This window comes from Aliivibrio finisterrensis (genome assembly GCF_008933155.1).
Taxonomy (GTDB): domain Bacteria; phylum Pseudomonadota; class Gammaproteobacteria; order Enterobacterales; family Vibrionaceae; genus Aliivibrio; species Aliivibrio finisterrensis.
On record NZ_WBVP01000009.1, the window covers coordinates 1 to 24307 of the forward strand.

Sequence of the window (24307 nt, forward strand, 5' to 3'; positions counted from 1 at the left end):
GACGTAAGAGTGAATATAACAAATACATCAACACGATTTGCTACATTCGGCATTCTAGGTTTCTTTGAGTTTACCGTATTAAGTGGTAAATTTGGGCTTAATCTGCATGGTAGCAAACGTGTTATGCAGGCGTTACATGCCAAAGTTGTCTCCTTTGAGATACAGTGTTATAGTTTAACCAGATTTGATAATTAGAGGTTGCTATGCCAGAGAATAGATGCATTGCTTGGGCTTTCATTTTGTTTGTATTTTTTTGATAACAAGCAGCATAAATTACCTCATATTCATGTCAAATATGGTAGCTATGAGCTAATCATAGCAATTCAAACAGGTGAGTGCTTAGAGGGTTATTTACCAAATAAGCAACGAAAACGAGCAGAAGCTCACATTGAAAGCAATCGAGTAAAATTGATGGCAATGTGGAAACATCAGTTGCTGGTATTAATCCGGGTAAATTATAGGTGACGTATGTTGAAAGTAATTGATGTTGATTTGGTAGCTGATTTTACACTTGAGCTTACTTTTAGTGACGGTTATACCGGTGAAGCTAACTTAACTGAGTATTTCCAAAAAGAAGCATTTAGGCATGTGACTAATTTTCAAAAGTTTGCATTAACTGCTGATGGCTCTCTTGATTGGAGTGGTGTTGAATTATCAGCGGCAACGTTAAAAGAAATCACGGTTGGTAGTTATGCTGAATCTGATTTAACGCCTTTTGACGTTAAAGAAATGGAAATGGTAATAAAGCAGGCTTCATGGGATTCAATGCAAGAAGGTCGAGCTGACATTTTGCAAGCGGCTATTCGTTCTTATGTTGAACAATTTGGCCACAGTGTTGTAATTGAGCGTGCAGGAATTAAAAGTAGAACGAGTGCTTATCGTTCATTAAAACCTGAAACGACACCAAGTTTTGGTACTTTGGTTCAATTAGGTCATGCAGTTATTGAATTGGCTAAAGATAGAGTTTCTGCTCATTCTTTGAGCCGCATGTAACAAATGCATCAACACGATTTACTACACTCGGCATCTCAGGTTGTCGGGTGTTTCTCGTTTTAAGGCGTAAATTTTAAGTATAATTGCATAGTAGTAAACGTGTTATGCAGGCGTTAGCTCATGGAGTTACCCACGTTTTGTAGACACCACATTAAGTTAGAACTACAGTATCGGTTAAGATTATAATCAGACATAACTATTGAGCCTTATGTTTATATTGACTACAATGGCGCACTTTTTATTTTCACAGGCAACGAACATGAACGATATCAAATCTCAACCAGCTTTACCAGATCACCTTTCTGGTAATCCACGCAGTCCGCATCATGTAGCAGAGTGTTTTGAATATCACATTGGTATCAAACTTAATGGTAAAGAGCGTACAGATGTTGAAGAATACTGTATCAGTGAAGGCTGGGTTAAAATCCCATCACCAAAAGCATTAGATCGCCGTGGCCAACCAATGCTAATCAAATTAAAAGGTACTGTTGAAGCTTTCTACAAGTAAGTAATTAACTTCACACCGTTCTAAATAAAGAAAGGCGACCTCATAAAGAAGTTGCCTTTTTTATAGTTATTATGTATTTACTTAATTAAAAGATTAAGTGTGCCATACCTGCAATCACAGGTAACGTAATCAACGTACGTAGAATGAAGATAGCAAACAGTTCAAAAATATTTACAGGGATTTTACTACCAAGAAGTAAAGCACCCACTTCAGACATGTAGATAAGTTGAGTCACAGACATAGCAGCGATAACAAAGCGAGTCATCTCACTATCGATAGACGCCGCAATAATTGATGGAATGAACATATCAGCAAAACCAACGACAATGGTTTGAGATGCTTCAACCGCATAAGGAACACCAAGTAATTCTAAGAAAGGAATAAAGGGTTGGCCCAATACAGAAAATACAGAAGTATATTCAGCAATCACCAAAGCAATAGTACCAAGCGCCATAACAACAGGTAATACACCAAAAACCATATCAACTGCGTTTTTAACGCCTTCACCAAACACACTTCGAATAGAAGTTACTTTTGAAGCCTTATTCATTGCTTGTTCAAGGCCCCAAGAAAAAGTCGTATAGCCTTCTGGGATAACTTCAGCATCAACAGCGCGTTCAGAACCATCGATAAACAGGTCCTTTTTACGGCTAAGAGGAGGCAGGCGAGGGATGATAATTGCCGCAACAACACCGGCTAGACATACCGTTAAGTAAAATGGTAAGAAATAGCTTTCTAATTCAACTTGCGCAATAACCACTAAGCTAAAGGTAATAGACACAGCAGAGAACGTCGTACCAACAACAGCAGCTTCACGTTGAGTATAAAACTTCTCTTCATATTGCTTACTTGTTAAAAGAATACCAACAGAACCATCACCTAACCAAGAAGCCATACAATCAATAGCTGAACGACCAGGTAAATTGAAAACAGGGCGCATAATTTTACTTAAAAGAGCACCGAACAATTCCAATAAACCAAAGTTAAGCAATAAAGGAAGCAGTAATCCCGCAAAAATAAAGACAGAGAATAAAACAGGCAACAGATCGTTAAGAACTAGACCACCTGTATTTGGTTCCCATATCGCTTCAGGACCAACTTGAAAGAAAACCATTGCAGCAGCGATGCCGCCAATTAAGCGAACCACAAACCAAAGAGGGGTAGGGTTAAGTAAACCAAATAAAAAGTCGTTATTTGTGATAATGCTAGGCTTAATAATCTTAGCCAGAATGGTAACCACAGACATCAACATAACGATGCCAGTAACTATTGCAACTAGATACTCACCAAACAAAGCTTGAATTGATTTTGCTAATACAGCAACAGGAATGGTGATATCACCGTTATAAGTGATTGGAGCCATAAATAGGAATAGGCCAATCAACGATGGGATAAGAAACATTAGAAGATTCTTCTTCTTGCTCATTTGGGGTATCTCACTTGAATTTTGCATAAATCTCTCAATTACAACTAGTTAATAAAAAGCTAATCCTTAGCATTATTATTCACTAAACTTCCGTATTCATTCAGTTATTACGGAGAGTACACTGTTTTTTTAAAAAGTGGAATACTATTCATTAAAAAAAAGTATTTATTCACTTATACGTGGTGATAACTATTGGATAGCATTTAAAATGCAACTGAATTGTTTGTTTTTTGTTACATTCTAAAAATTAAATATAAAAAAAGCCCCCGTGATTGGAGGCTATAATTGATAAGTGAGTTATTTAAAGTCTGCAACTCGCATTCTGTTTAATGTTGCCATAACTTCAATCACTCGAGGTTTAGCTAAATCACCATGCTTAGGCATCAACTCATGCCAATTATCATGAAGTTGCTGAGCAATAAATTCAACAGGGTTAGATTCCCAACCTGGTGTTTGAGATAACTGGAACCACATCCAACCGATAGCATGAAGCTGAGCGGAAGATTGCAGCTGAGACATGGCGGTAATATCAACTAATTCACGACCAAAACGAAGCGTATTCTTGTTTCTTGCTTGAATACGGAATTTACCTTCTTGCAAAATAGCCTGAAGAGAAGAGCGGTTTAACTGACGAGTTTGAGTTGGTAATAAATGCTCAGAACCTTCACGAACTCGCGTTGTAGGATGAGTCGCTACCACTTCCTTTGCTTTTACAGTGACATCAACGGCTTGGTAATCATGCATTTGAATCACGGTATCGGCAACATCAAGGTAATCACCAGAGCCACCCATAACTAGGATAGTTGATACATCTAACTCATCACGAAGTTGACCAATACGATCAACTAATGGCGTGATTGGCTCAGCTCCATTATTAACTAGTGCTTGCATGCGCTCATCACGGATCATGAAGTTGGTAGCAGACGTATCTTCATCAATTAATAATGTTTTTGCTTGAGCTTCTAAAGACTCTTGAAGCCACGCAGCTTGTGACGTAGAACCCGATGCATCTTGAGTAGAGAAACACGTCGTATCTTTACCCATAGGAAGGTGGTTGATGTAGTTTGAAAGATTCAAACTATGAACACAACGGCCATCTTCTGCTTGAATTTTAGCCGTTGACTCTTCAGTAACGATATATTCGCGACCATCACCAGGGATGTGATCATAAATAGAGCGCTCCAAGGCATTTAATAACGTTGATTTACCATGGAAGCCACCACCAACAATCAGAGTGATACCTTTTGGGATCCCCATGCCTTTAATAAGACCGCGATTCGGTGTCGATAACTCTACTTCAAGAGAAGCAGGGCTTTGGAATGGAATTGCGTCTTTCATTGGGCGATCATTATTACCAGCAATACGCGGTAAAATACTGCCATTAGCAACGAAAGCGACTAAATTATTGTCAGATAACTGACGACGCAACGCGACTTGATCAACGATAACTTGACAGTGGGCTTTAAGCTCATCAATAGGTAATTCGCGGGCTAATAAAGTACGGCGGATATATTTTGGCATATGAAATGTCAAAATATTAATCGCGCGTTTAGCTAAGATCTCGCGACCATCAGCAGGCAAGTTCATGTTATAACGAAGTTCAATCCCTTCATCATCAAAAATAACTGACGTATGATCTAAAACAGTTTGGCCAGAAAGCGCAATTGAAAGTGTCGTGTCTTTCTCAAGCAATTGACTAAAGTGGCGAGCAAGAAAGTCCCTTGCAGCACGCTGGTAATCAAGAGAGGTTTCTTGCAGCCATTGAAGATGTGTAAGTGACCATGCACGTTTAGCTCTTAATCGTGACGGCGGCGCGTAGGGATCAGATTGAACATTATCAATAGATAAAGTGAAGTCAGTGAAATCATATTCCCCTTTAATAGAGGTATAGCTACGATAGTTTCTTTTTTCTAATTTTTTTAGTTTGGCTTCAAGATGTTCCATTACATTCACATTATCAAATAAAGTTGTGAGCAGTATAACAAAAAGCCCGTCATAATAAGAACTTCTTTCATGCAGATATGAAAAAATAACTCTACGACTATTGGCTAATTTACTTTTCTAAGAGTTTCAAGTCATAGTAATGCTAATTAGACGTAAAGGAGTACAGTATGAATGCTATCGTTACTATTTTAGAAAATATATTTATTGGCTCAGGAATTATTTGTCTTTTGCTTGCTATTTCACTGTATGGAAAACGAACCGCAGATTGGGGTGGAGCATGTCTACTTTTTGTCAAAAGAATTGATCTGTCTCTCCAAGAGCATAAATGGTATCGGATTGGCGTCAGCTTATTTTTTATTGGTGTACTTGTACGCATTCTGAATTTAACACTTTGGGGATAAGAGTTACTCACAGTTATCCACATTTTCTGTGGGTAACTATTTGAATAACCACTTAACACTATGAAATTTAAAATAAATGCCTCTATAGCAAGCTTTTTATTGTTATATCCTATTATTTTTTTGTGACGCGAAGTAAAATACATAAGTCAATAAAAATAGCCTTGGATAAATAAAAATAAGATGGACAAAAGACAACCACGTAAGAGAATTGCCATTATTGGTGGCGGGATAGCGGGCTCAAGCATTGCCATGTATTTATCTGAGTATGATGTTGATATTATTCTGTTTGAAGAAGGCACAAGTTTAGTTAATGGGCCGCCAATATGTCACCTTCATGCAGGGGGGAATTTATACCGAGAGATCTCTGATGAACAATGTACTACGTTACTCTCTGAATCTATTGAGACCGTACGTTACTTTCCTCATACATTAAATGAGCGGCCAACTATTATCGCAATCCCTACAGCCGATAAAGGTCAACCTGAGGCGTTATTACCTCGTCTAAAGCTTTTGCAGAAAATCTATTCTAAATTAATAGAAGATGATGAAAGTAATCAAGTTTTTGGTCCTGCATCTGATTACTTTAAAACTTATTCAAAATTAGACCTGAAAAGAATTGCATCATACCCTCTAACTAATAACCCTAAAACACTTGATGATTGGTTAATTGCTTTTTCCAAACAAGTCGACCTGAATCAATTAAAATACCCAATTGTGCTTGTTCAAGAATATGGATTAAGTGTCTTTCGTATGGCGGCGACAGCACAATTAACATTATCAAATCAAAGCAACGTAACCCTAAATTTTGCCAACTCAGTAAATGGGGTGGTCAAAAATGAAGAAGATCATGGCGGTTGGGTTTTAAGCTATACAAAAGAGAACCAAACACATTCAGAAATGTTTGATTATGTGATTAACAGCGCCGGTTTTAAAACAGGCATAATCGACGATCTTGCCAATAAGCCTAAAAAGAGATTTGTTGAGTTTAAAGCTGCATACGTTGCACAGTGGGGCAATGTAAATAATGGTAAATGGCCAGAAATAATTTTTCATGGAGAACGGGGGACACCTCAAGGCATGGCTCAATTTACTCCGTATCCAAATGGTTTTTTTCAGTTACATGGTATGACAGAAGAAATTACTTTATTTAAGAATGGGCTCTCTAGCTCTTGTCACCTTTCAGCGCAACCTAAACTACCGAAAGAGTTTAATAAAAAAATTAATCAAGGTTGGGATCCGAAAATCCAAAAAGAAAGAACACAAAAGGCCATCAACCATTTAGCTCAATTTATGCCAGAATTTGCACAAGCAATACCCGCCGGAAAACCGTTATATGGCGCTCAACAAATACCTGGCGATGACATTACATTAAGAGCAGCAAATATATCCTATACATCTGACGGTTACTTTAGGGCTGAAATTGTCAAAGCATCTTCTGCGATAACATGCGCTAAAGAAATAGCGCAATTAATACATTTACAAGAAAATAAAAAATCAGCGTTAATTTTTACTATAGAAGACGTTGAAAAGAAAGCAGAAGTATTAGCAAAAGAACGCGGTTACCCCGTAGAGTTGGCACAAATATATTAAGTTTAACAGTAAATGCGAACCAAGTAACAGTGCAGTGTTCTGGGGTTTAAATGCATGCCAACATTAATTATGAGCATGATATAGACGCCACTTTTATACTCTTTTTATATAGATATGTGCATTATCACTTTGAACTACAATAGTTTATGCCGTACGGTGGTGGAAAATGAGATAATTTGATTGAATTATCTCGTTTTTTTGTTGAAAATAGCTACATAGTAATCTCATCAAGGTGATATGTGGAATTTTTACTGAAACGCCGTTGGCCTAGATTTGAATGTAAAAAATCAGTCAATGCAAAAATTTTTTGGGCACATCGATTAATGCCATTTGTCAGTGTTAAGTTGATGGATGTATCAAAAAAAGGGTTTGGATTTACCAGCGAACGGAAGCTTCAGGAAGGCTGTTGTGAATTAAGGATCCGTTCTTTTCCTGCGATGATGGGGAACATTGTCTATCGTAAAGAATTTAAAAATCAAGCGGGTGATACTTGCTATCAATACGGCTTTTATTTAACTACGCAGTTACATAAGACGCAAATTGAAAATCTAGGGTGTAGAGGGGTTATTAATATTGAGCACATCAATAATGATCCCAAACAGGAACCGTTAGGTTAGAAGTACTTTTAGTTTGTAGAACATTCGAACAAAGCGAAACAAAGGAAATATTTTAGCAGCGTATGCTTGTTAGTCGTTTCTAATGGATGGAAAATAGAGCAATTAATGCATGTGAGTTGAAACGTTTGTTGCATAATAATGGCGAGATCATCATTTTCTTCTGGAATTAAATTGTTAATTCCTTGATGTTTAAAGTTTGGCTCCACCTTAGATAAATTACCAGTCCACCAATGATAGAGTGTTTTGCTGCTACGAGTTCTGTCTTACTAATGGTCACACAAAGTAGCAAGGAGGTCTGAGCATTTGATGTCACTCTCTTTAACTAACTGTGTTATAGCCGAAAAAATTTGATCTTTAGCTTCCGTTTTTGCATTAAGAAATTGTGGATAAATTACCCATGTTTTTTATTGTTTATTACAATCGTATAAATGTAAAGGTTATGGCTGCTACCACAAGAGTGCAATGAGCATTTTACATCAGTATATTCTTGTTTTACTAATACCTGTAATCGTCGCTGAAACGCAGCACGTAAATGCACTAAGGACATTCCCCGATTGTGAATAGTCGGGTAATGATGCTGACAAAGCGCTTTATAATTATCATTGAATGCATTCAGCGAATTAATAAATAATGGCTCTAACAAAAGTATTCCTTTTAAAAAGTCCAGTGTTACTTCATAACTCTGGACTTTCAATAGTTCATATTAATAATTAACGATTATCAAAGCGATTATAATCAAATAAACCTGCTTCAACAGGGTAGTGCTCTCGATACCATTGACTTACTTCATCACTGTAAGCCCAAAACTTGTCTGAACTTCGATGGGTTGGTTACAGTGTCACTATTATTTACAAACCATTCTTGCCATTTTTGATAGCGATTCTTATCAAGAAAGTATGGCATATGTGTTTATCAGCAGTTGTACTGCGAACAGCAACGAGCGGTAATAAATACGGTCAACGTTAGGGTCATCATAAGGCTTCGAGTCACTATTAATGACAGCGGTTACCCTGGTGGAGTCGAAGAACGAACTAATTTAAAAAACGTAAATGCGATGGTTCAATATGAAAATACAAATTATTAAGAAACAGATACTCGTACAGATAGCGACTTGTGAGTTGTTGCTTTAATGAATCGCTATTAAAGAAGGATTCCCATTGATTGATCAACGTAACTTCATGATCAGTTAAAGGCTTTATGTCATTCATTTTTTCATATTGCTCAAGCCAAGAATACAGCAAATCATGTTCCTGAGTATTTAACTCTGGCATCCCATAAGGCATGCCCCATGCTGGGTACTGTGATTCATAATCAGCAATCTCTTCAATAGTAGGGCATGCTGCTCACGGTCTATTGAAAAATCGTAACCTTGCAGTTGATCGTCTTTAGCAAGTGGATTATTTTGTTTTAAAGTAAGCATGCGAGCCATCACACCCGCTTCAGTATTAGCAATACTACTTTGCTCACGTTCATTTAAAATAGGAGTAAGGCAAACAACACATCGGTTATCTAAGATTGGTTTGATATCCGTTAAATAGTCAATACCTTCAGGGGATTGATAATCATAGACCCTTTGTTGTACTTGTGACTTTCCAAACAGCTGATCGTAATTGTACGTTGCGTATGTCGCACAACCAGAAAAGTAGAAATAATGGGCGTTTGAAAAACATAACGGCATCCATGAAATAAAGGGGGAAAATTTTATTGTAATAATAAATGCGAAAAAAAACAAAAAAAGCCCGTTTACCTTTCGATAAACGGGCTTGATTTAACTAAGAGTTTTAAACAGTAGCAGGGCTGAGCTGTTGTGCTTTTTCTTCTGTGATTGGCTTAGTAATTAATGCTAGAACAATAGCAACACCAACCATTACCGCAGAGATAGTGTAAGCCAGAGCGTAATCACCACCTTGTGTCATAGAGTAACCTACAACTGCTGCACCGATAGCACCACCAATACCCCATGATGTGTAAAGCACACCGTAGTTGGTACCGTAGTTTTTAAGACCGTAGAATTCAGCAGTAAGTGATGGGAATACAGCTAGAAGCGTACCATAACCAACAGCGGCAACTGCAGTACCAATAATTAGCATTAATTCACTGTCGTACATACCAAATAATGCCATGTTTGCACCTTGAAGAACAAATGCAATAAGTAGTGTTTTAACACCACCAATTTTATCTGACAGGATACCAGCTGCCACACGACCGCCTGAATTAAAGATAGCAAGAAGTGATGCTAAATATACCGCATTAGGTAGGTTTGCTTGCATACTTGCGATAGTAGTAATGTTACCAATGATCATAAGACCTGCAGATGCGGCAAATGCATACATAATCCATAAAGAATAAAACTGAGGTGTTTTAAGCATTGCTTTCCAGTTTAAATCCATTGGTGTACGTGTTGTAACCGCAGCTTTGCCTGCTTTTACTTTTGGTTCTTCAGGTTGGTAACCTTCTGGTGGGTTATTGATAGTTGTTGCTAATGGAACAGCAATAATAAGAATCGCAACACCAAGAACTAAGAAACTTGTTTGAATACCATACATTGAAATTAATGCTGAAGTAACAGGCGCTAAGTAAATAGCAGCAAGGCCAAAACCAGCAGCGATTAAGCCATTAACCATGCCTTTCTTAGAAGGATGGAACCACTTCATAGCAGAAGGCGCAAGACAAGCGTAACCAAAGCCAATACCAGCACCAGTCATCACACCAAACGTTAAGTTAAGCATAAAAACAGTGTCAGCAAAACTTGATGCGATCATACCTAGGCCAACTAAGATTGTACCGAAGATCAAAATTAAGCGTGGGCCCATGCGATCTTGAAGAATACCAGCAACAAGAAGACAGATAGAAAAAGTGATTGTTGCAGTTGCATAAGGTTGAGAGGCTTGTGATGCCGTCCAGCCCATATCAGTAACAAGAGCCTTGTTAAATACGCTCCATGCGTAAAGAATTCCCAAACATAGGTTAATACAGAAGCCTGCAAGCAGGATACGCATTGCTTTATCGATATTTTTCATCGCAATCTCAGTGAGTTGAAAGTTTATTACAATTTAATGTATGTTTTTTTGATTGTACTTATATAAAAATGACTTACGTCACATTAATGAGCGCGGAGTTTATCAGCACTTTGTGTTCATTGGAATAGTTTGTATGAAAATTACACCATGTTTTTTCAATCTAATATTCCATATTTGACACAGTCAAAACAATGACGAGATCGGCATTAAATTGTCAGGTTTATGTAAATTTATGATCTAACATCTATTTTTACAATTAATTGCTTGATAGTATCCGCCGCGTTAAAACCTAACCAAATAATATGAGCAAATATGAACTTCAAAAAACTTAAAATCGCAGTGGCAGTTACTCTAGGCATCACAACACTTACAGGTTGTATGGGTCAAATGGGTGTATCAAAACTTGTTGCATTTGGTAACTTAAAAGCAGTAGATAACCGTTATGGTCGTGCTGGGCTTTATATTCTATTAGCGCCTGTATATGGTGTTGCTGCATTTGCCGATCTATTTGTATTTAACTCAATTGAATTTTGGACTGGTAAAAACATCATTACAGGTAAAAGCCCAGCAGTAGTAGATACCAATGTTGGTGGTGCTGTTTTTAAAGTAAATGATAAAATTGATTCATCAATGACCAAAGCACCAATTGCGCCACTTCAAGTAAATAACAATGTAAAAAATGCTTCGTTTAATCAAATCGATGAAAACACATTAGAGATGCACGTTGCACTACTAGATGGTACTCAACAAGTGCTGCGTGGTGAGAAGACAGATGATAGCGTTGCATTTTACTTAGATGGAAACTACATCACAACAGTACAAGTTGAAGAGTTAGAAAACTATGTAGCGGCTTCTCAAGCATAATATATGCTTCTATTCTTTCATGATAAAAAGCACTCAAGTGATTGAGTGCTTTTTTTTTTGCTTTACTTCAAAAAAATTCATTTATTTCTATTTTTATTTTAACGTTTAATTTAACCATTAAGTAACAAATTGCGCTTCATATATAAGACTATATTACTGCAGTTCAGCATTTACTCTTTAAAGGCTAAATCCTAATGAGATTGCGCAACAATTACGCAACAACCTCCATTTTTCCCTTAGTTGAATTTCCAATAAAAAGCGATAAAATACTACGTAAACAAAGATTTCAAAATTGAAGGGATGCTCTCAATTTATCTTCGAGGTGTTTATGAAACTATTATTTATCTTCTTACTCTCTACTATAGGCGGTGTTGCAGCTGCTGAGCATTTTCATTCCTTTATCCTAGGCTTAAGTATTGCGACACTTGCGGTTGGTTGTTGTCACTGGTTTGCATTTAGAACAACAAAATATCCACAACTTGCTTTAGTACTTTTACTGCTTGGACTATTTTCAAAAATGGCGGTAACTATCGTAGGAGTTATGATGGCTGTGGATGCAGAATTAATTACTTCACCATTTATTTTTGCTGTTTCTTATCTATTCTTTTCAATCGTAGCAACATATTTATGGTTTAAAATTAAAGATCGTAAAATATCGCAACAGTTACTAAATAGACATTCAGGCGCGGCTTAATATAAACCTCTGCTAGCCATTGAAAAGAAGGGGCTTAGGCTCCTTTTTTATTTTTGAATTATGCTATACCGTATCTATAATAATCATTCCTTGATATAGTAATGATAGTTTTATTAAAAAAAGGGTTGTAGATGGCGATTTCCATCTTAATTTGCGATGATTCAGCACTTGCTCGTAAACAATTAGCACGAGTGATACCTTCTTCATGGGGAGCAAATATTGAATTTGCTCAACACGGTTGGGATGCCATTTCTAAGCTTGAAGCTCAGTCATACGATCTTTTATTTCTTGACCTTACCATGCCTGAGTTGGATGGCTATGGCACATTAGAAGAAATGAGAGCACGCAGGATAACAACTCAAGTTGTTGTTGTTTCAGGTGATATTCAACCAAAAGCGCAACAAAAAGTAGCAGAACTTGGTGCTAAAGCATTTATAAAAAAACCTGTTGATAAGCCTACATTAATTTCCACACTAGGTTCAATTAGCATTAAACCTGAAGTTCAAGCGACTTATTTGGCACAACCAGTAACGTCTATTCAACTTCGTCGCCGTGATATATATTTAGAAGTCGCTAATGTTGCAATTGGCCGAGCAGCTGATTCTTTGGCTCGTCATTTCGATGTTTTTGTTCATATGCCTTTGCCAAACGTGAATTTATTTGAGATGAGCGAACTTCAGATGACACTTCGTCATTTGGCCAGCAATGAAAATATGTCAGGAGTATGTCAAGGATTTAGTGGTGAAGGAATCGCAGGAGAAGCCTTGGTACTGTTAAGCGATTCAAGCGTAACAGATCTAACTAAATTAATGGATTACCCCGAAGTAACAGAGAATAGCTTAGAACTAGAGTTATTGATGGATGTGTCTAATATTTTAGTAGGGGCATTCTTAAAAGGAATTGGTGAGCAAGCAGAGGTTAGATTCTTTCAAAGCGCCCCAGTTCTTCTTGGTCAACATGTTTCGGTGAACAGTGTTATTGAATCAACCAAAGGGTCGTTCAATCGTATTATGGCATTTGAGGTAAGTTACAGTATTGATAATACAAACATTAAGTGCGATTTACTTTTAATGATTGTCGATGAGTCATTACCTATATTAGATAATAAACTAGCTTACTTACTGGATGATGAATAATGAATGGTATTCCTGCTGAGTTTGAACAATTTCACTGGATGGTTGACATGGTACAAAATGTTGACCTTGGCTTAATCGTAGTTGATAAAGAATTCAATGTTCATCTTTGGAATGGCTTTATGACACACCATAGTGGCAAACAAGCCCATGATGTAATGGGAAAGTCATTATTTGAAATATTCCCAGAGATAGATAGCTCTTGGTTTAAAGCAAAGTCAAAGCCAGTTTTTGAACTGGGTACACGAAGTTTTGTTATTTGGCGACAAAGGCCTTATTTATTTCACTGTCGTAATGTTCGACCGATAACTCAACAAAGTCACTTTATGTATCAGAATGTCACATTAAACCCAATGCGAAGTACAACAGGGGAGATTAAATCTATGTTTCTTGCTGTTGAAGATGTTACCGCAGAGGCATTGGCTGAAACACTAAACAAATAAATGAAAATGCGATAAATAAGACAAAAAAATGGAGACACGATAGTCTCCATTTTATTTAAACTTATTTATTTGCTTTCTTATCCGCTTCTGTCAGTTCACGGATCTTACGGCTGATATCACGACGTGATTTAGAGATCTCAGCACTTTTGATGATGTGGTCATCAACACGGTCTTCATAATCAGCTTTCATATTTTGAACAACTGCAATGATTTCGTCTGTAGACATTGTAGGGTGAATATAATCCAGCATATTTTCTAAAAGAGTCACACGCTTTTGGTTATCACGAATTTTCTTTTGGTTATCTTGTAGCTCACGCTTTAGTTTATTTTTACGACGTGCTTGGTTGATGATTTCAAAAACGTTATTCATTTTTATTTCCTATAATATGTAATAGCCACTTTCTTGATTAAATCATAAATGCAACATTGAAAACAATAACAAGATCAATACAGTGCTAAAAAAAACAGTTAACCGATAAATTAAACCGCTTTTTTCTCTTCAATGTCTGCTGTTTCATTTTTAGAGATAAGAGTTACTTTTTCTGACTCAACAACTTCACGGTTTTCACCAATAAGTAAGCCACCTTTTTCAATAGTCAAATGCTGAGTTTGCATTGTGCCTTTGAACTTTCCTTTTGGCTGGATACTTACTTCACCACCTTGGCAAGTACCTTCAACTAGACCATTAATAAGTACTAATCCAGCGTTTATGTCACCTTGAACTCTACCAGTCGGCGTTACAATTACTTCCGCTTCTGTAAAGATATTCCCACTAACAAAGCCGTCAATTTGAATGCTTTGATCTGATTCAATATTACCTGTTACACGACAGCCTTTGGCAATAATAGATAATGATGCTGCGGTAGACCGACTACTAAAAAGGCCCATACAGGTTTCTCCAATTGATATTAAACTAACGAAAGAATATTATCATGGATAGAAGACAGAGGGATCACTAATTACATTATCAACATCAGTATTTAGTAATATAGCTCACATTTTTATTGTGTATAGTATCGATTATAGTAAAAGGATTACAAATAATGAGAACAATAACCCAAACAGAAATCCGCATTATTGGTTGTTTAATTGAAAAAGAAATCACAACACCAGAACACTATCCACTAACACTCAATTCATTAACCACGGCATGTAACCAAAAGAGCAACCGTGACCCTGTCACATCAATGAGTGAATCTGATGTTTTAGATGCATTAAATACATTAATTAACGATCGTATCGTGACTGATGAAACTCGTGGTAACTCAAGAGTGGCAAAGTATCAACATCGATTTTGTAATACAGAGTTTGGTAGCCTTAAACTGTCAAAACAAGAAATTGCCATATTATGCGTTTTGTTTCTGCGTGGGCCACAAACACCTGGCGAGCTAAGAACTCGTACCCAACGTTTATGCGAATTTGAAAATGTAGCACAAGTAGAAGCCGTATTAAATAAATTAGCGGCAGATGAGAACGCCCCTAAAGTTGTTAAATTATCGAAAGAACCAGGAAAGCGCGAAGCTCGATATGGACATTTGTTCTGTGGCGATATTAGTGACACCGTCACTATAGAGCAGAGTCAAAATACTCACACAAACAGCTCAGAAGAGAATAAGCGTATTGAACAGCTAGAAACTGAAGTATCCCAATTACGCACCGAACTTGATGAGTTAAAACAATTAGTAAACGACGTTCTCTCATAATTGCATGACAGAAATTAAATCTAATTGGACACTCTATCTAATAAGAACGCAAACAAATAGTTTGTATTGTGGTATTACTAATAATTTATCTCGGCGCTTTGAAATGCACAAAGCAGGAAAGGGCGCTAAGTACTTACGCGGAAAAGGACCTTTAACATTAGTATGGTCGCACAATGTTGAATCAAAATCCCAAGCGTTAAAGTACGAATACCGCATAAAAAAAATGACCAAAGCCTCAAAAGAAGCCTTGGTCAATAATTTAGTTGCGTTACCTGCTATAGATTAATATTGGATTAATCGTAAATAGTAGGGATTGGTTGACGTTTATGCTGAGACAGTTGATAAATTTTTATTAATTTAGCTTCTGCTTCAGCATCTATTTTTTTCCCTTCTAAGAAGTCATCAATCTGGTCATAAGTAACAGAAAGAGCATCTTCATCCGCTTTTTGTGGTGCGAGTTCTTCAAGATCTGCTGTGGGTACTTTTTTAACTAACTGCTCAGGTGCGCCTAGTGTTTCAGCTATTTTTCTCACTTGGCGTTTATTTAAACCAAATAATGGGGCTAGATCGCAAGCGCCGTCGCCAAACTTCGTATAAAAACCAGTAATATTCTCTGCCGAATGGTCAGTACCTAAAACTAATCCACCAACATAACCAGCCACTTCATACTGTGCAATCATGCGTGCACGCGCTTTTACATTGCCCTTAACAAAATCAATTTTTGCAGAATCAGAAGGCAGTAAACCTGTATGCTCAAGGCCAATGTGAGACGCCTTATGCAAACCATCAACACCTTCTTTAATGTTAATGCTAATAGAATGAGAAGGCTGAATAAACGACAAGGCCATCTGTGCTTCATCTTCATCTTTTTGGATTCCATACGGCAAACGAACTGCAATAAATTGATACTTTTTAGTATCATATTCATCATTCAGCTCATTAATAGCAATCTGAGCTAATCGCCCACATGTTGTTGAATCAACACCACCGCTAATACCAAGGATTAAAGAGGTACAGTGAGCCTTGAGTAAGGTAGCCTTAATAAAATTGACGCGTGTTTTAATTTCATTAACCGGATCAATTGATGGTTTAACTTTCATTTCTTCAACAATCAGTTGTTGCATTCTCATTCCTTTACTCTATTGAGACAGTTGGCAGTTAATTTAATAATCATACTGAATTTACACAATTAATAACAGCCTAATAGTGTTATAGGATAGCCATCGACAAAATTTTCACTTATGCTAACTAATAATGCCGTTAATAAGAGAAAAGTCATGAACATTGCTGTATTTGGTAGTGCATTTAACCCACCATCATTAGGCCACAAAAGTGTCATTGAGCGTTTAACTCACTATGATAAAGTGTTATTAGTTCCTAGCATTTCACATGCCTGGGGGAAAAAAATGCTTTCTTATGAAGACAGAATAGAGATGGTATCTGCTTTTATTAACGACTTATCCCTTAACAATGTTGAAATATCGCTGATTGAAAAAGAACTGTATGTTCCAGAGCAAAGCGTGACTACTTTTTCTTTATTAAAAAAACTTCAAGAATTGAATAAAGAGGCCGATATAACCTTTATCATCGGACCAGACAACTTACTTAAGTTTGACAAGTTTTCAAATGCCGATGAGATAGTAAAATACTGGAATGTAATGGCTTGCCCTGAAACACTTCCTGTCAGAAGTACTGATATACGAAACGCAATAAAAAAAGGTGAGGACATTACTCACTTAACAACACAAGGTGTCCAACTTTACATAAAGGCACACCATTTATACGAGTAGTCACGATGAAGAAACAAGTCGCTATAATCAGTTTATTAACAACAACTATGTCCATGGATTTAATTGCCAAGGATAACTCGACTTGTCTACAAGAAAGCTATGATAACTACTCTCGTCAAATTTATTCATCCAACTCAAAATGTCTTATTCCTTTATTTGAGGTGAATCAGTTTATTTATCAGTTAACAGAAATAACAGAAAACATAAAGTCAGACGTTATGGAAGAAGGATTTTGGGATAAATGGGCTTACAGTACAGGGGATGATCCTTTACTAACCGGCTACCTAAGTGATAGTGCGGTAGGCTTTACTGTATGGCAGCCTGAAGAGTATTATGACAAAAAAATTGAAGAGTTTGATTCTTATGGTGAATGGTTGGAAAGCCACGGCCTACAGTTAAGCTTGGCCTTTGGTGGGGAAGAAAAGGGTAATAATACCCGTTTTCGAATTGATTACCGTTGGCATGATCGCGCTGATGATCAATTGTTCATGCAACTGGAAATCCCATTCCAATAAAACCAAGCTAAGTTTGTATAATGCGTTAATCCAATAAAGTATAAGCTTGTTCTAGTAATTCCACATTTCCTGAAAAATAGCGCTCCGCAATCATACTATTCTTAGCTCCTGATTTACGCATTTTATCCGCTTCTCTTACTTTCAATGTCATCATCATATCAGGAGAAACCTGGCTAGACTTTATCTCTTTATTTTCAGATACTTGAGATAAGTAAGTATTGATATGCTGTGATTCCGGAGATAAATCCGTATGAGGTGACGCTTCTAATAACTCATCTTGCATTACCTGCAATAAATGCTGTTTGGCATTTTCAGTCATCGCTATTTCTTGAAGTTTATCTAAACCGGCTGAGAGTAGAGGCGTTGAGGCGATATAACCACCTTGAGTAGGTAGCGTTTCACGTGTGCGAATTGAGAACATTAATGTAGATAATGTAGAGTTAGGAACAATCGTCATTGATGACAGAGCATCAAAAGGTATCCAAAACAATTCACCAGGCAACACTAGGTATTCCCATTTACCAAGGCGAATAAGTACGGCTCCAGTTTGCACGGAAATCAGCTCATAATGATTCTTCTTTTTTCTTGCCGTATAAAGAAGGTGTGAATGTGTTCCTGACTGAAACGTAATTGCGTTTTTCATAGCTACCTCTGATTTGAAGCCCGTAACTCTACTGGTTTTTATCTAAAAATCAACGGATTCTCATCAATTACGGCGATATTTCATGGCCAATGGTACGACCTCTTGAATTGATCACGTACAACTGGAATAAAATCAAGTAGAATACGCGCTACTTCCTTTTTTGGTAACCAGAAGTCCAAACATGACCACACAAGATATCTATCAAGAAATTCGCCCTTACAATGATGATGAAGTTCCTGCCGCTATTGAGCGTTTAATTTCTGATGATGAATTCATTACAGCGATTCTTCACTATAAGTTTCCGTCTGCTTCTAAGTTTTTATTTTGGTTATTAGCACCGTTACTGCGTTGCAAACTACGTAAATCACTGTCTAAAATAACAACAGTAGAAGACGTTCAGTTAAATGTAGCAACTTACTTAAATAAAACGGTCAAAAAAACCACCGATGGCATTACGTACTCTGGATTAGATAAATTAGACCCAAAACAAGCGTATTTGTTTGTGTCTAATCACCGTGATATCGCCATGGACCCAGCGTTGATGAATTGGGTGCTATATAATAATCATATGCAAACCGTAAGAATTGCCATTGGTGATAACTTATTAAAGAAAGCGTGCAGTACTGAGCTGATGAAGCTTAACAAAAGTTTTATTGTTAAACGTTCAGCAAAAGCACCACGTCAAATGCTAAAAGCGTTGGGTGAACTATCTTCATATATCAAGCACTCTTTGGAAACCAATAACTCTATTTGGATTGCTCAAAAAGAAGGGCGAGCAAAAGACGGTAACGATTTTACTGATCCTGCGATTTTAAAAATGTTTCATGTAGAAGGGCGTAAGCGCAAAGAAGCTTTTTCTGATTATATGAATGATTTGAAAATTGTTCCTGTTTCTATCTCTTATGAAAATGACCCGTTAGATATTCAAAAAGCCAAAGAATTAAATGCAGTGGCTACCTTAGGCTCTTACGAAAAAGGGGAGTTTGAAGATATTGATAGCATCATTAAAGGGATTATCGGCAATAAGAAACGCATACACATCCACTTTGGTGACGTTGTCACCTCTGCGCCAGAAACGGCTGATGAACTGGCAGCAGTCATGGACAAAGAAATTACACAAGGCTATCGTTTATTCCCAATGAATTACGCCGCTGCCAATACTGAATCAGAAGAAGTCACTTCTGAAGTTAAACGTGAACTAGAAGAAAAGTTGTCACACTTAACAGCAGAAGAGCAGCCATTTTTACGTGCGCTTTATGCAAATCCAGTTAAGAACGCGGGATAATAAGAGATTCAATTAAAAAGCTTTTTATCCCAATGAGGAGGATTACCCACTTGTTGGGATAAAAAGTCAATAAAAGTACGCACTTTTGGTGGCAAATGTTGGCGTCGAGGGTAAACAGCGTAAATAGGTAGCTCCATATCTGCCTGCCACTCCTTTAATATTTGAATCAAACTGCCATTTTCAAATTCATCTTCAAGTAAATAGCTTGCTAAATACGCAATGCCAGCACCTGCTTTGGTTGCATCTAAAATAGCAGAAGCGTTATCTATTTTAAAAATACTTTGTACGTTAACCACTTGATGAACACCATCACGAGTAAATTCCCACTCATTAAAGCGTCGTTCATTACTATGATAAGTGATGCATTTATGCTGTGCTAATTCAGCTGGACGCAATGGTAAACCATTCTCTTTAATGTAGCATGGAGAAGCCGCAACAATAAAGCGGCAATCTGCAATTTTCCTCGCCACCATGCCTTCAGGAATATCATCATGAATTGCTATCCAGCAATCTAAACCGTCTTCAAGTAATTTAGGTTTATGATCAAATAAACTAACCTCCAATTCAACATCTGGAAAATGAGCTTGGAATTCAGCTAATGCATGAATAATGTGACTATTACCAAAAGACTGAGCGATACCTACTTTGAATACACCAGAAATACGCCCATGATGAGCATCTAGTAGGGCATCAGCTTCATAAGCAGTATCTACCAGCTTTTGACAATACTCAGCATATTGATGACCAAGCTTTGTAATAGAGACCGAGCGGTTATTACGTTGAACGAGTTGGCAATCTAAACGTGTTTCTAGCGCTTTAATTTGTTTAGATACATGCGATTTAGAAATACCAAGTTTTTCAGCAGCACGAGTAAAATTTAGCTCATTTGCTACCATCGCAAAGATTACCATTTGATGTAAATTATCTAACATTATTCAGCCTAGAGAAGGAATGTCTAGCTATTGTAATACTACTTAAAAATATAACCATCTACTTTTATGCCGTCAGGAAAAACCGTAATAGGTCTGCCACCCAAATAAATATTACCATTAACCACGAGATCATCAGGAAGTGACGTAATTTGTGAGTGGCCAAGGAATAGATTGCCTTTCACTACAAGTTGTTTTGGTAATGTTTTTAATGGTGTTCGTATTACACTTAGATCGCCGTTTACTCTTAAACGCGGAGGGAGCTCAGTGAGTCCTGACCCTGCAAAATTAATAAAACCTGCGACTTTAATGCCTCTGGTATAGCGTTTAAGTTGAGTGGTTCCAGCTAAATTCAAGTAGCCCTTTACTTGAGTGCCTTTAGGAATGTTTTTAATTACGGTATTTGCTAAGTTTAGATCACCATTAACTACCAAACCTTTAGGCAGTTTTTTTATTTTACTATTCGCAAGGTTCACATCACCTTTAAGCTCTAAATTATCAGGGAGTTCAGTGTAATTAGTATTACGTAAGCTGATATTTCCATAGCTATCTATATGATTAATGAGTCGATGTTTATTTAACATTTCAGCAGAAGTTGAAAAGGGGACCAAGGCTGTAAAGATAAGAGCAAAAAGAGTAATAATAGTTTTAGGCATAGATAAATAACTTTGTAGTAATGGCTTGACACTGTATCGACCACATCGTAAATAAGTTTAATTTAGAACAGTGATATGAGTCCTGTTTTTACGTTTTTATTATGAAAACACATTTGATATAGTGAAATTCGGTATCTAAGTGCCGAAGTAAAAAATTTAATTAAAGGTAAGGAGACGTAATGTCTAAAGCGACTGGTACTGTAAAATGGTTTAACGAAGAGAAAGGTTTTGGTTTTATCGCTCAAGAGAACGGACCTGATGTGTTCGCTCATTTCAGTGCAATTCAATCAGACGGTTTCAAAACGTTGAAAGAAGGCCAAGCAGTAACTTTTGATGTTGAGCAAGGCCCTAAAGGCCCTCAAGCAAGCAATATCCAACCTGCTTAGTACCAAGATATTAATAAAAAGGCTCTCAATGTGAGGGCCTTTTTTCTTTATTATCTACAATATAATCGATTATTTTCTAAGAGAGCGAGTCTTTAGTTCGTAAATCAGTTTTTCTGCACTACAAGAGAATTTCAAGCGAGCGTGAAGTTCTTTCTCATCGTTAGTCAGTTCAAAATTGTACTCAACTTCATCACATACTTCTTTTGCTAAAGATAAGTAATTAGCAAATTCCGCTTCTAATTGCGCTTTATTGTTAGCGAAGATGCTTACTTCTGCAACATCATCACCTTCTTTAATCACAAAGCCCATCTCAGCACTACATCCACAAGCATCGCATGGTACATTTTGTTCTACTTCAGTAGTCATTATTTTATCTCCACAATAAATATACAGACGTTATACTATGTTTCCATGGTTAAGAAAACCCTCTCGGAAAATGAACATAAAGAAGAAACACAAAGATAACAATTGCATATCATTCACGTATCAGTATTGGCACTTGAGACAAAAATCCCAAAAAATGAATATTTATGACAAATTTTTGTCAGAATTAAGCGTGAAATATTGTATTTCCATACTGTATAACGCAGAATGCCACTAAGTGATATTTAAATAGTAACTGACATTTCGTTACAATCGCGATTCTTAATTTTGAGAGTAAAGTAGCAGCCAGATTGCTATTATTACGTTTATCGTGTGAAATATCATAAAAAGATTATACAAATGGAGTTGAATCTTATAAGTTAACCTAATATTAATTTCGTTAATTTTTACGATTGATTTCTTAATGGACTAACCACATTAGAAGAGTTTTATTATGCCAAAAAGAAGTAAAGAAGATACTGAAATCACCATTCAAAAAATTATGGATGCGGTCATTGATCAACTATTACGCTTAGGCTATGACAAGATGTCATATACGACACTAAGCCAACAAACTGGTGTGTCAAGAACAGGGATTAGTCATCACTTCCCAAAGAAAACTGATTTTACAGCTGCACTAGACGGTCGTATATTCCGCTTATTTGCAGAACGTTTAGAAATGCAAGGTGATAAGCAAGCATTCATCGATAGCTGGATTTTATCTTTAGAAGACGAACAATTCCGAGCTATCTTACGTCTTTTATTCCATCATATCGTAACCTCTGCAAACGCACACGAATTTGCTCGCAATGGTATTGAGCGTTTATATGGTATGGTTGAAGACTTATACGGTGAAGAAAGCCGCAAAGATCTTGAGTGGCTTATTGGCTTATCTTTGATCCGTATGACAAAATAATATTATCTACTATAATTAAAAGCTTACCCATAATGGTAAGCTTTTTTTGCACATGGAATCAGTTAGAGTGAAAACTCTAGATTACTGGAGGAAATATGCTTAAAATTTCACGACTATCTGTATTATTAACAACAGTGCTTTCTTTATCTGTTTCTGCTAAGTCAGTGGATTTTGATAGCGCATGGAAAAATGTTCTCAACAATCATAACGGTATTGCGGCAGAGCGCGCTAATGTTCAGCGTCAAGAATCGTTGGCCTCAGGCACTTCTGACCTTAATCTTCCTTCTATTACCTTAAGTGCAAATTATACTTACCTAGATGACGATGTTACGGTTAACAGCCAACAATTATTAGACAGTACTGATATTAACCCAGCCTTTGCAGGTGCAGCTACTGGATTAATAAATGCGCTTGGTGGCCCAATCACATCAACTCTTTCAGAACGTGATATTTTCACTAGCTCTATTCGTGCGATTTGGCCAATCTTCACTGGTGGCCGCATCTCTGCCGCTGAAAGTGCAGCGGAGGGAAAAACAGACGAAGCACGCAGTCAGCTAAAAATGAAACAACAAGCCTCTTATGAAGATTTAGCTAAGTACTATTTTAGTGTCGTTCTCGCTAATGAAGTCGTTAAAACCTATAGCGAAGTAGAGCAAGGCTTAGCAAAACACAGAGATAATGCGGTTAAACTCCAACAGCAGGGTCAAATTGCTAAAGTAGAGCGCCTACAAGCTGATGCTGCATACGACAAAGCAAAAGTGGACCTTCGCAAAGCTCAACAAAATTCAGATATTGCCAGTGCTGCATTAAGAAGCATGTTGCAAATGAATGAAAACATCACGCCAGAAACACCGTTATTTATCAATCAAAAATTGCCTGAAATGACGGCTTTTATTGATAATACATTAGCCACTTACCCAGGTTTAGACCTTTTAGATGCCAAAGAGAAGCAAGCGAGCAGTTTAATAAAAGCGGAGAAAGGCAGCTATTATCCTGAAGTTTATTTATATGGTAACTATAATCTGTATGAAGGCGACAGCTTATCTGCTGAAATAGCACCAGATTGGATGGTCGGTGTCGGTGTTAATGTTCCACTATTAGATAATAAAGGGCGCTCAGAAAAAGTTGCCGCAGCGCATAGTGCAGTTCAACAAGTACAGTATCTTAAAAAACAGGCGAAAGAAGATCTTTCATTGTTGGTTGAAAAAACATACCGAGAAGCATTACAAGCGATAGATGAATATTATGGTTTAGCATCAAGTATCGCACTTGCACAAGAAAATATATTGCTCAGAGAAAAAGGGTTTAAACAAGGTCTATCGACTTCACTTGATGTGGTGGATGCTGAGTTATATTTGGCAAGTATTAAAACGCAACGTTCCTTAGCATCATTTAATTACATGATTTCATTAGTTAAGTTACTTGCTTTAAGCGATGAAACAGACACATTTGTACAATATCAACTTCAAGCAAGAGAAGGAAAATAAC

The 24307-nt window shown here is 37.0% G+C and carries 31 protein-coding genes and 2 pseudogenes; 20 read left to right on the forward strand and 13 right to left on the reverse strand.

From position 1 onward, the window contains the following. The 4 genes and pseudogenes from F8B77_RS17875 to F8B77_RS09540 all read left to right on the forward strand — a co-directional run. On the forward strand, window positions 1-195 hold a 195-nt coding region (locus tag F8B77_RS17875; RefSeq protein ID WP_244298242.1), incomplete at its 5' end, for a hypothetical protein. 3 nt (window positions 196-198) lie between these two features. Further along, a pseudogene (dhiT, locus tag F8B77_RS09530) lies at window positions 199-475 on the forward strand (type II toxin-antitoxin system toxin DhiT). Beyond that, window positions 469-993 carry a type II toxin-antitoxin system antitoxin DhiA gene (dhiA, locus tag F8B77_RS09535; RefSeq protein WP_151655161.1) on the forward strand — a complete coding sequence of 175 codons (525 nt, stop codon included), beginning with the start codon at window positions 469-471 and terminating at the stop codon, window positions 991-993. Before dhiT ends, dhiA begins: the two are co-directional and overlap by 7 nt. Before the next feature lie 259 nt (window positions 994-1252). After that, window positions 1253-1501, forward strand: coding sequence for a DUF3297 family protein (locus F8B77_RS09540; protein WP_130046140.1), 249 nt, complete (start codon window positions 1253-1255; stop codon window positions 1499-1501). An 85-nt stretch (window positions 1502-1586) separates the two neighbouring features. Here F8B77_RS09540 and F8B77_RS09545 read toward each other — a convergent pair whose 3' ends face one another. Both F8B77_RS09545 and F8B77_RS09550 read right to left on the reverse strand, forming a co-directional pair. After that, complete coding sequence (locus tag F8B77_RS09545) at window positions 1587-2954, reverse strand: YjiH family protein (protein WP_167512798.1); 1368 nt, start codon at window positions 2952-2954, stop codon at window positions 1587-1589. A 270-nt stretch (window positions 2955-3224) separates the two neighbouring features. Next, a complete protein-coding gene (locus F8B77_RS09550; RefSeq protein WP_151655163.1) occupies window positions 3225-4871 on the reverse strand; it encodes an ABC-ATPase domain-containing protein in 1647 nt (548 codons plus the stop codon). Between the two features lie 167 nt (window positions 4872-5038). Between F8B77_RS09550 and F8B77_RS09555 the strand changes: the two genes are divergently transcribed. The 3 genes from F8B77_RS09555 (at window position 5039) to F8B77_RS09565 (ending at window position 7479) form a co-directional block, all read left to right on the forward strand. Then, window positions 5039-5272 (forward strand): hypothetical protein, encoded by a 234-nt coding sequence (locus F8B77_RS09555; RefSeq protein WP_151655164.1) that lies wholly within the window; start codon window positions 5039-5041, stop codon window positions 5270-5272. Between the two features lie 180 nt (window positions 5273-5452). Continuing rightward, a complete protein-coding gene (locus F8B77_RS09560; protein WP_151655165.1) occupies window positions 5453-6862 on the forward strand; it encodes an NAD(P)-binding protein in 1410 nt (469 codons plus the stop codon). 239 nt (window positions 6863-7101) lie between these two features. Further along, a complete protein-coding gene (locus tag F8B77_RS09565; RefSeq protein WP_151655166.1) occupies window positions 7102-7479 on the forward strand; it encodes a hypothetical protein in 378 nt (125 codons plus the stop codon). A 710-nt stretch (window positions 7480-8189) separates the two neighbouring features. On the opposite strand, the pseudogene F8B77_RS18100 reads toward F8B77_RS09565, so the two are convergent. Beyond that, window positions 8190-8252 (reverse strand): annotated as a pseudogene (locus F8B77_RS18100) (hypothetical protein); the annotation flags it as partial. Window positions 8253-8286: 34 nt separating this feature from the next. Between F8B77_RS18100 and F8B77_RS17965 the strand changes: the two are divergent. Next, on the forward strand, window positions 8287-8445 hold the full coding sequence (locus F8B77_RS17965; protein WP_244298243.1) for a hypothetical protein: 159 nt from the start codon (window positions 8287-8289) through the stop codon (window positions 8443-8445). Between the two features lie 65 nt (window positions 8446-8510). On the opposite strand, the gene F8B77_RS17970 is transcribed toward F8B77_RS17965, so the two are convergent. The 3 genes from F8B77_RS17970 to F8B77_RS09585 form a co-directional block, all read right to left on the reverse strand. After that, window positions 8511-8762 (reverse strand): fatty acid cis/trans isomerase, encoded by a 252-nt coding sequence (locus F8B77_RS17970; RefSeq protein WP_244298244.1) that lies wholly within the window; start codon window positions 8760-8762, stop codon window positions 8511-8513. Next, complete coding sequence (locus F8B77_RS17975) at window positions 8738-9157, reverse strand: hypothetical protein (RefSeq protein ID WP_244298245.1); 420 nt, start codon at window positions 9155-9157, stop codon at window positions 8738-8740. The genes F8B77_RS17970 and F8B77_RS17975 overlap by 25 nt, the downstream gene beginning before the upstream one ends. 103 nt (window positions 9158-9260) lie before the next feature. Continuing rightward, on the reverse strand, window positions 9261-10499 hold the full coding sequence (locus tag F8B77_RS09585) for an L-lactate MFS transporter (protein WP_151655167.1): 1239 nt from the start codon (window positions 10497-10499) through the stop codon (window positions 9261-9263). Between the two features lie 312 nt (window positions 10500-10811). Here F8B77_RS09585 and F8B77_RS09590 point away from each other — a divergent pair, with 312 nt between their 5' ends. From F8B77_RS09590 to F8B77_RS09605, 4 genes are all read left to right on the forward strand, one after another. Further along, complete coding sequence (locus F8B77_RS09590) at window positions 10812-11363, forward strand: DUF3332 domain-containing protein (protein WP_151655168.1); 552 nt, start codon at window positions 10812-10814, stop codon at window positions 11361-11363. Between the two features lie 328 nt (window positions 11364-11691). Continuing rightward, window positions 11692-12057 (forward strand): NADH:ubiquinone oxidoreductase, encoded by a 366-nt coding sequence (locus tag F8B77_RS09595; protein WP_151655169.1) that lies wholly within the window; start codon window positions 11692-11694, stop codon window positions 12055-12057. Window positions 12058-12188: 131 nt separating this feature from the next. Further along, window positions 12189-13193 carry a response regulator gene (locus F8B77_RS09600; protein WP_151655170.1) on the forward strand — a complete coding sequence of 335 codons (1005 nt, stop codon included), beginning with the start codon at window positions 12189-12191 and terminating at the stop codon, window positions 13191-13193. Then, window positions 13193-13633: a PAS domain S-box protein gene (locus F8B77_RS09605; RefSeq protein WP_130046128.1), complete on the forward strand. Its 441-nt coding sequence runs from the start codon at window positions 13193-13195 to the stop codon at window positions 13631-13633. Before F8B77_RS09600 ends, F8B77_RS09605 begins: the two co-directional genes overlap by 1 nt. A 61-nt stretch (window positions 13634-13694) precedes the next feature. Here the strand turns inward: F8B77_RS09605 and F8B77_RS09610 are convergent, their stop codons facing one another. Both F8B77_RS09610 and F8B77_RS09615 read right to left on the reverse strand, forming a co-directional pair. Continuing rightward, entirely contained in the window at window positions 13695-14003 is a 309-nt protein-coding gene (locus F8B77_RS09610) for a DUF496 family protein (protein ID WP_130046127.1), read from the reverse strand. Between the two features lie 110 nt (window positions 14004-14113). After that, window positions 14114-14521 carry a bactofilin family protein gene (locus F8B77_RS09615; RefSeq protein WP_130046126.1) on the reverse strand — a complete coding sequence of 136 codons (408 nt, stop codon included), beginning with the start codon at window positions 14519-14521 and terminating at the stop codon, window positions 14114-14116. A gap of 155 nt (window positions 14522-14676) precedes the next feature. Here F8B77_RS09615 and F8B77_RS09620 point away from each other — a divergent pair, with 155 nt between their 5' ends. Then, complete coding sequence (locus tag F8B77_RS09620) at window positions 14677-15336, forward strand: YceH family protein (protein ID WP_151655171.1); 660 nt, start codon at window positions 14677-14679, stop codon at window positions 15334-15336. 4 nt (window positions 15337-15340) lie between these two features. After that, window positions 15341-15622 carry a GIY-YIG nuclease family protein gene (locus tag F8B77_RS09625; protein ID WP_130049265.1) on the forward strand — a complete coding sequence of 94 codons (282 nt, stop codon included), beginning with the start codon at window positions 15341-15343 and terminating at the stop codon, window positions 15620-15622. A 7-nt stretch (window positions 15623-15629) separates the two neighbouring features. Here the strand turns inward: F8B77_RS09625 and nadE are convergent, their stop codons facing one another. Next, window positions 15630-16460, reverse strand: a complete 831-nt coding sequence (gene nadE, locus F8B77_RS09630; protein ID WP_151655172.1) for an ammonia-dependent NAD(+) synthetase — start codon at window positions 16458-16460, stop codon at window positions 15630-15632. Window positions 16461-16613: 153 nt separating this feature from the next. Between nadE and F8B77_RS09635 the strand changes: the two genes are divergently transcribed. After that, window positions 16614-17126 (forward strand): nicotinate-nicotinamide nucleotide adenylyltransferase, encoded by a 513-nt coding sequence (locus F8B77_RS09635; RefSeq protein WP_151655173.1) that lies wholly within the window; start codon window positions 16614-16616, stop codon window positions 17124-17126. Window positions 17127-17131: 5 nt separating this feature from the next. Continuing rightward, complete coding sequence (locus F8B77_RS09640; protein ID WP_151655174.1) at window positions 17132-17641, forward strand: hypothetical protein; 510 nt, start codon at window positions 17132-17134, stop codon at window positions 17639-17641. A gap of 25 nt (window positions 17642-17666) precedes the next feature. Here F8B77_RS09640 and F8B77_RS09645 read toward each other — a convergent pair whose 3' ends face one another. Beyond that, window positions 17667-18284, reverse strand: coding sequence for an AraC family ligand binding domain-containing protein (locus tag F8B77_RS09645; RefSeq protein ID WP_167512799.1), 618 nt, complete (start codon window positions 18282-18284; stop codon window positions 17667-17669). Window positions 18285-18465: 181 nt separating this feature from the next. On the opposite strand from F8B77_RS09645, the gene F8B77_RS09650 reads away from it, so the two are divergent. After that, complete coding sequence (locus F8B77_RS09650) at window positions 18466-19569, forward strand: 1-acyl-sn-glycerol-3-phosphate acyltransferase (RefSeq protein ID WP_151655176.1); 1104 nt, start codon at window positions 18466-18468, stop codon at window positions 19567-19569. Window positions 19570-19577: 8 nt separating this feature from the next. Here F8B77_RS09650 and F8B77_RS09655 read toward each other — a convergent pair whose 3' ends face one another. Further along, a complete protein-coding gene (locus tag F8B77_RS09655; RefSeq protein ID WP_151655177.1) occupies window positions 19578-20501 on the reverse strand; it encodes a LysR family transcriptional regulator in 924 nt (307 codons plus the stop codon). 38 nt (window positions 20502-20539) lie between these two features. Beyond that, on the reverse strand, window positions 20540-21154 hold the full coding sequence (locus F8B77_RS09660; RefSeq protein ID WP_151655178.1) for a hypothetical protein: 615 nt from the start codon (window positions 21152-21154) through the stop codon (window positions 20540-20542). Window positions 21155-21333: 179 nt separating this feature from the next. Between F8B77_RS09660 and cspE the strand changes: the two genes are divergently transcribed. Further along, window positions 21334-21540 carry a transcription antiterminator/RNA stability regulator CspE gene (cspE, locus tag F8B77_RS09665; RefSeq protein WP_130046116.1) on the forward strand — a complete coding sequence of 69 codons (207 nt, stop codon included), beginning with the start codon at window positions 21334-21336 and terminating at the stop codon, window positions 21538-21540. 69 nt (window positions 21541-21609) lie between these two features. On the opposite strand, the gene F8B77_RS09670 is transcribed toward cspE, so the two are convergent. Then, complete coding sequence (locus F8B77_RS09670; protein WP_151655179.1) at window positions 21610-21906, reverse strand: YfcZ/YiiS family protein; 297 nt, start codon at window positions 21904-21906, stop codon at window positions 21610-21612. Between the two features lie 451 nt (window positions 21907-22357). Between F8B77_RS09670 and F8B77_RS09675 the strand changes: the two genes are divergently transcribed. Continuing rightward, window positions 22358-22819, forward strand: coding sequence for a TetR/AcrR family transcriptional regulator (locus tag F8B77_RS09675; protein ID WP_151655180.1), 462 nt, complete (start codon window positions 22358-22360; stop codon window positions 22817-22819). Window positions 22820-22914: 95 nt separating this feature from the next. Further along, window positions 22915-24306, forward strand: coding sequence for a TolC family protein (locus F8B77_RS09680; protein ID WP_151655181.1), 1392 nt, complete (start codon window positions 22915-22917; stop codon window positions 24304-24306). Window position 24307 lies beyond the last annotated feature (1 nt).

Coding starts and splice junctions, on each gene's coding strand:
- dhiA (WP_151655161.1), top strand. CDS start 469: ATGTTGAAAGTAATTGATGTTGATTTGGTAGCTGATTTTACACTTGAG.
- F8B77_RS09540 (WP_130046140.1), top strand. CDS start 1,253: ATGAACGATATCAAATCTCAACCAGCTTTACCAGATCACCTTTCTGGT.
- F8B77_RS09545 (WP_167512798.1), bottom strand. CDS start 2,954: ATGCAAAATTCAAGTGAGATACCCCAAATGAGCAAGAAGAAGAATCTT.
- F8B77_RS09550 (WP_151655163.1), bottom strand. CDS start 4,871: ATGGAACATCTTGAAGCCAAACTAAAAAAATTAGAAAAAAGAAACTAT.
- F8B77_RS09555 (WP_151655164.1), top strand. CDS start 5,039: ATGAATGCTATCGTTACTATTTTAGAAAATATATTTATTGGCTCAGGA.
- F8B77_RS09560 (WP_151655165.1), top strand. CDS start 5,453: ATGGACAAAAGACAACCACGTAAGAGAATTGCCATTATTGGTGGCGGG.
- F8B77_RS17970 (WP_244298244.1), bottom strand. CDS start 8,762: ATGCCTTATGGGATGCCAGAGTTAAATACTCAGGAACATGATTTGCTG.
- F8B77_RS17975 (WP_244298245.1), bottom strand. CDS start 9,157: ATGCCGTTATGTTTTTCAAACGCCCATTATTTCTACTTTTCTGGTTGT.
- F8B77_RS09585 (WP_151655167.1), bottom strand. CDS start 10,499: ATGAAAAATATCGATAAAGCAATGCGTATCCTGCTTGCAGGCTTCTGT.
- F8B77_RS09590 (WP_151655168.1), top strand. CDS start 10,812: ATGAACTTCAAAAAACTTAAAATCGCAGTGGCAGTTACTCTAGGCATC.
- F8B77_RS09595 (WP_151655169.1), top strand. CDS start 11,692: ATGAAACTATTATTTATCTTCTTACTCTCTACTATAGGCGGTGTTGCA.
- F8B77_RS09600 (WP_151655170.1), top strand. CDS start 12,189: ATGGCGATTTCCATCTTAATTTGCGATGATTCAGCACTTGCTCGTAAA.
- F8B77_RS09605 (WP_130046128.1), top strand. CDS start 13,193: ATGAATGGTATTCCTGCTGAGTTTGAACAATTTCACTGGATGGTTGAC.
- F8B77_RS09610 (WP_130046127.1), bottom strand. CDS start 14,003: ATGAATAACGTTTTTGAAATCATCAACCAAGCACGTCGTAAAAATAAA.
- F8B77_RS09615 (WP_130046126.1), bottom strand. CDS start 14,521: ATGGGCCTTTTTAGTAGTCGGTCTACCGCAGCATCATTATCTATTATT.
- F8B77_RS09620 (WP_151655171.1), top strand. CDS start 14,677: ATGAGAACAATAACCCAAACAGAAATCCGCATTATTGGTTGTTTAATT.
- F8B77_RS09625 (WP_130049265.1), top strand. CDS start 15,341: ATGACAGAAATTAAATCTAATTGGACACTCTATCTAATAAGAACGCAA.
- nadE (WP_151655172.1), bottom strand. CDS start 16,460: ATGCAACAACTGATTGTTGAAGAAATGAAAGTTAAACCATCAATTGAT.
- F8B77_RS09635 (WP_151655173.1), top strand. CDS start 16,614: ATGAACATTGCTGTATTTGGTAGTGCATTTAACCCACCATCATTAGGC.
- F8B77_RS09640 (WP_151655174.1), top strand. CDS start 17,132: ATGAAGAAACAAGTCGCTATAATCAGTTTATTAACAACAACTATGTCC.
- F8B77_RS09645 (WP_167512799.1), bottom strand. CDS start 18,284: ATGAAAAACGCAATTACGTTTCAGTCAGGAACACATTCACACCTTCTT.
- F8B77_RS09650 (WP_151655176.1), top strand. CDS start 18,466: ATGACCACACAAGATATCTATCAAGAAATTCGCCCTTACAATGATGAT.
- F8B77_RS09655 (WP_151655177.1), bottom strand. CDS start 20,501: ATGTTAGATAATTTACATCAAATGGTAATCTTTGCGATGGTAGCAAAT.
- F8B77_RS09660 (WP_151655178.1), bottom strand. CDS start 21,154: ATGCCTAAAACTATTATTACTCTTTTTGCTCTTATCTTTACAGCCTTG.
- cspE (WP_130046116.1), top strand. CDS start 21,334: ATGTCTAAAGCGACTGGTACTGTAAAATGGTTTAACGAAGAGAAAGGT.
- F8B77_RS09670 (WP_151655179.1), bottom strand. CDS start 21,906: ATGACTACTGAAGTAGAACAAAATGTACCATGCGATGCTTGTGGATGT.
- F8B77_RS09675 (WP_151655180.1), top strand. CDS start 22,358: ATGCCAAAAAGAAGTAAAGAAGATACTGAAATCACCATTCAAAAAATT.
- F8B77_RS09680 (WP_151655181.1), top strand. CDS start 22,915: ATGCTTAAAATTTCACGACTATCTGTATTATTAACAACAGTGCTTTCT.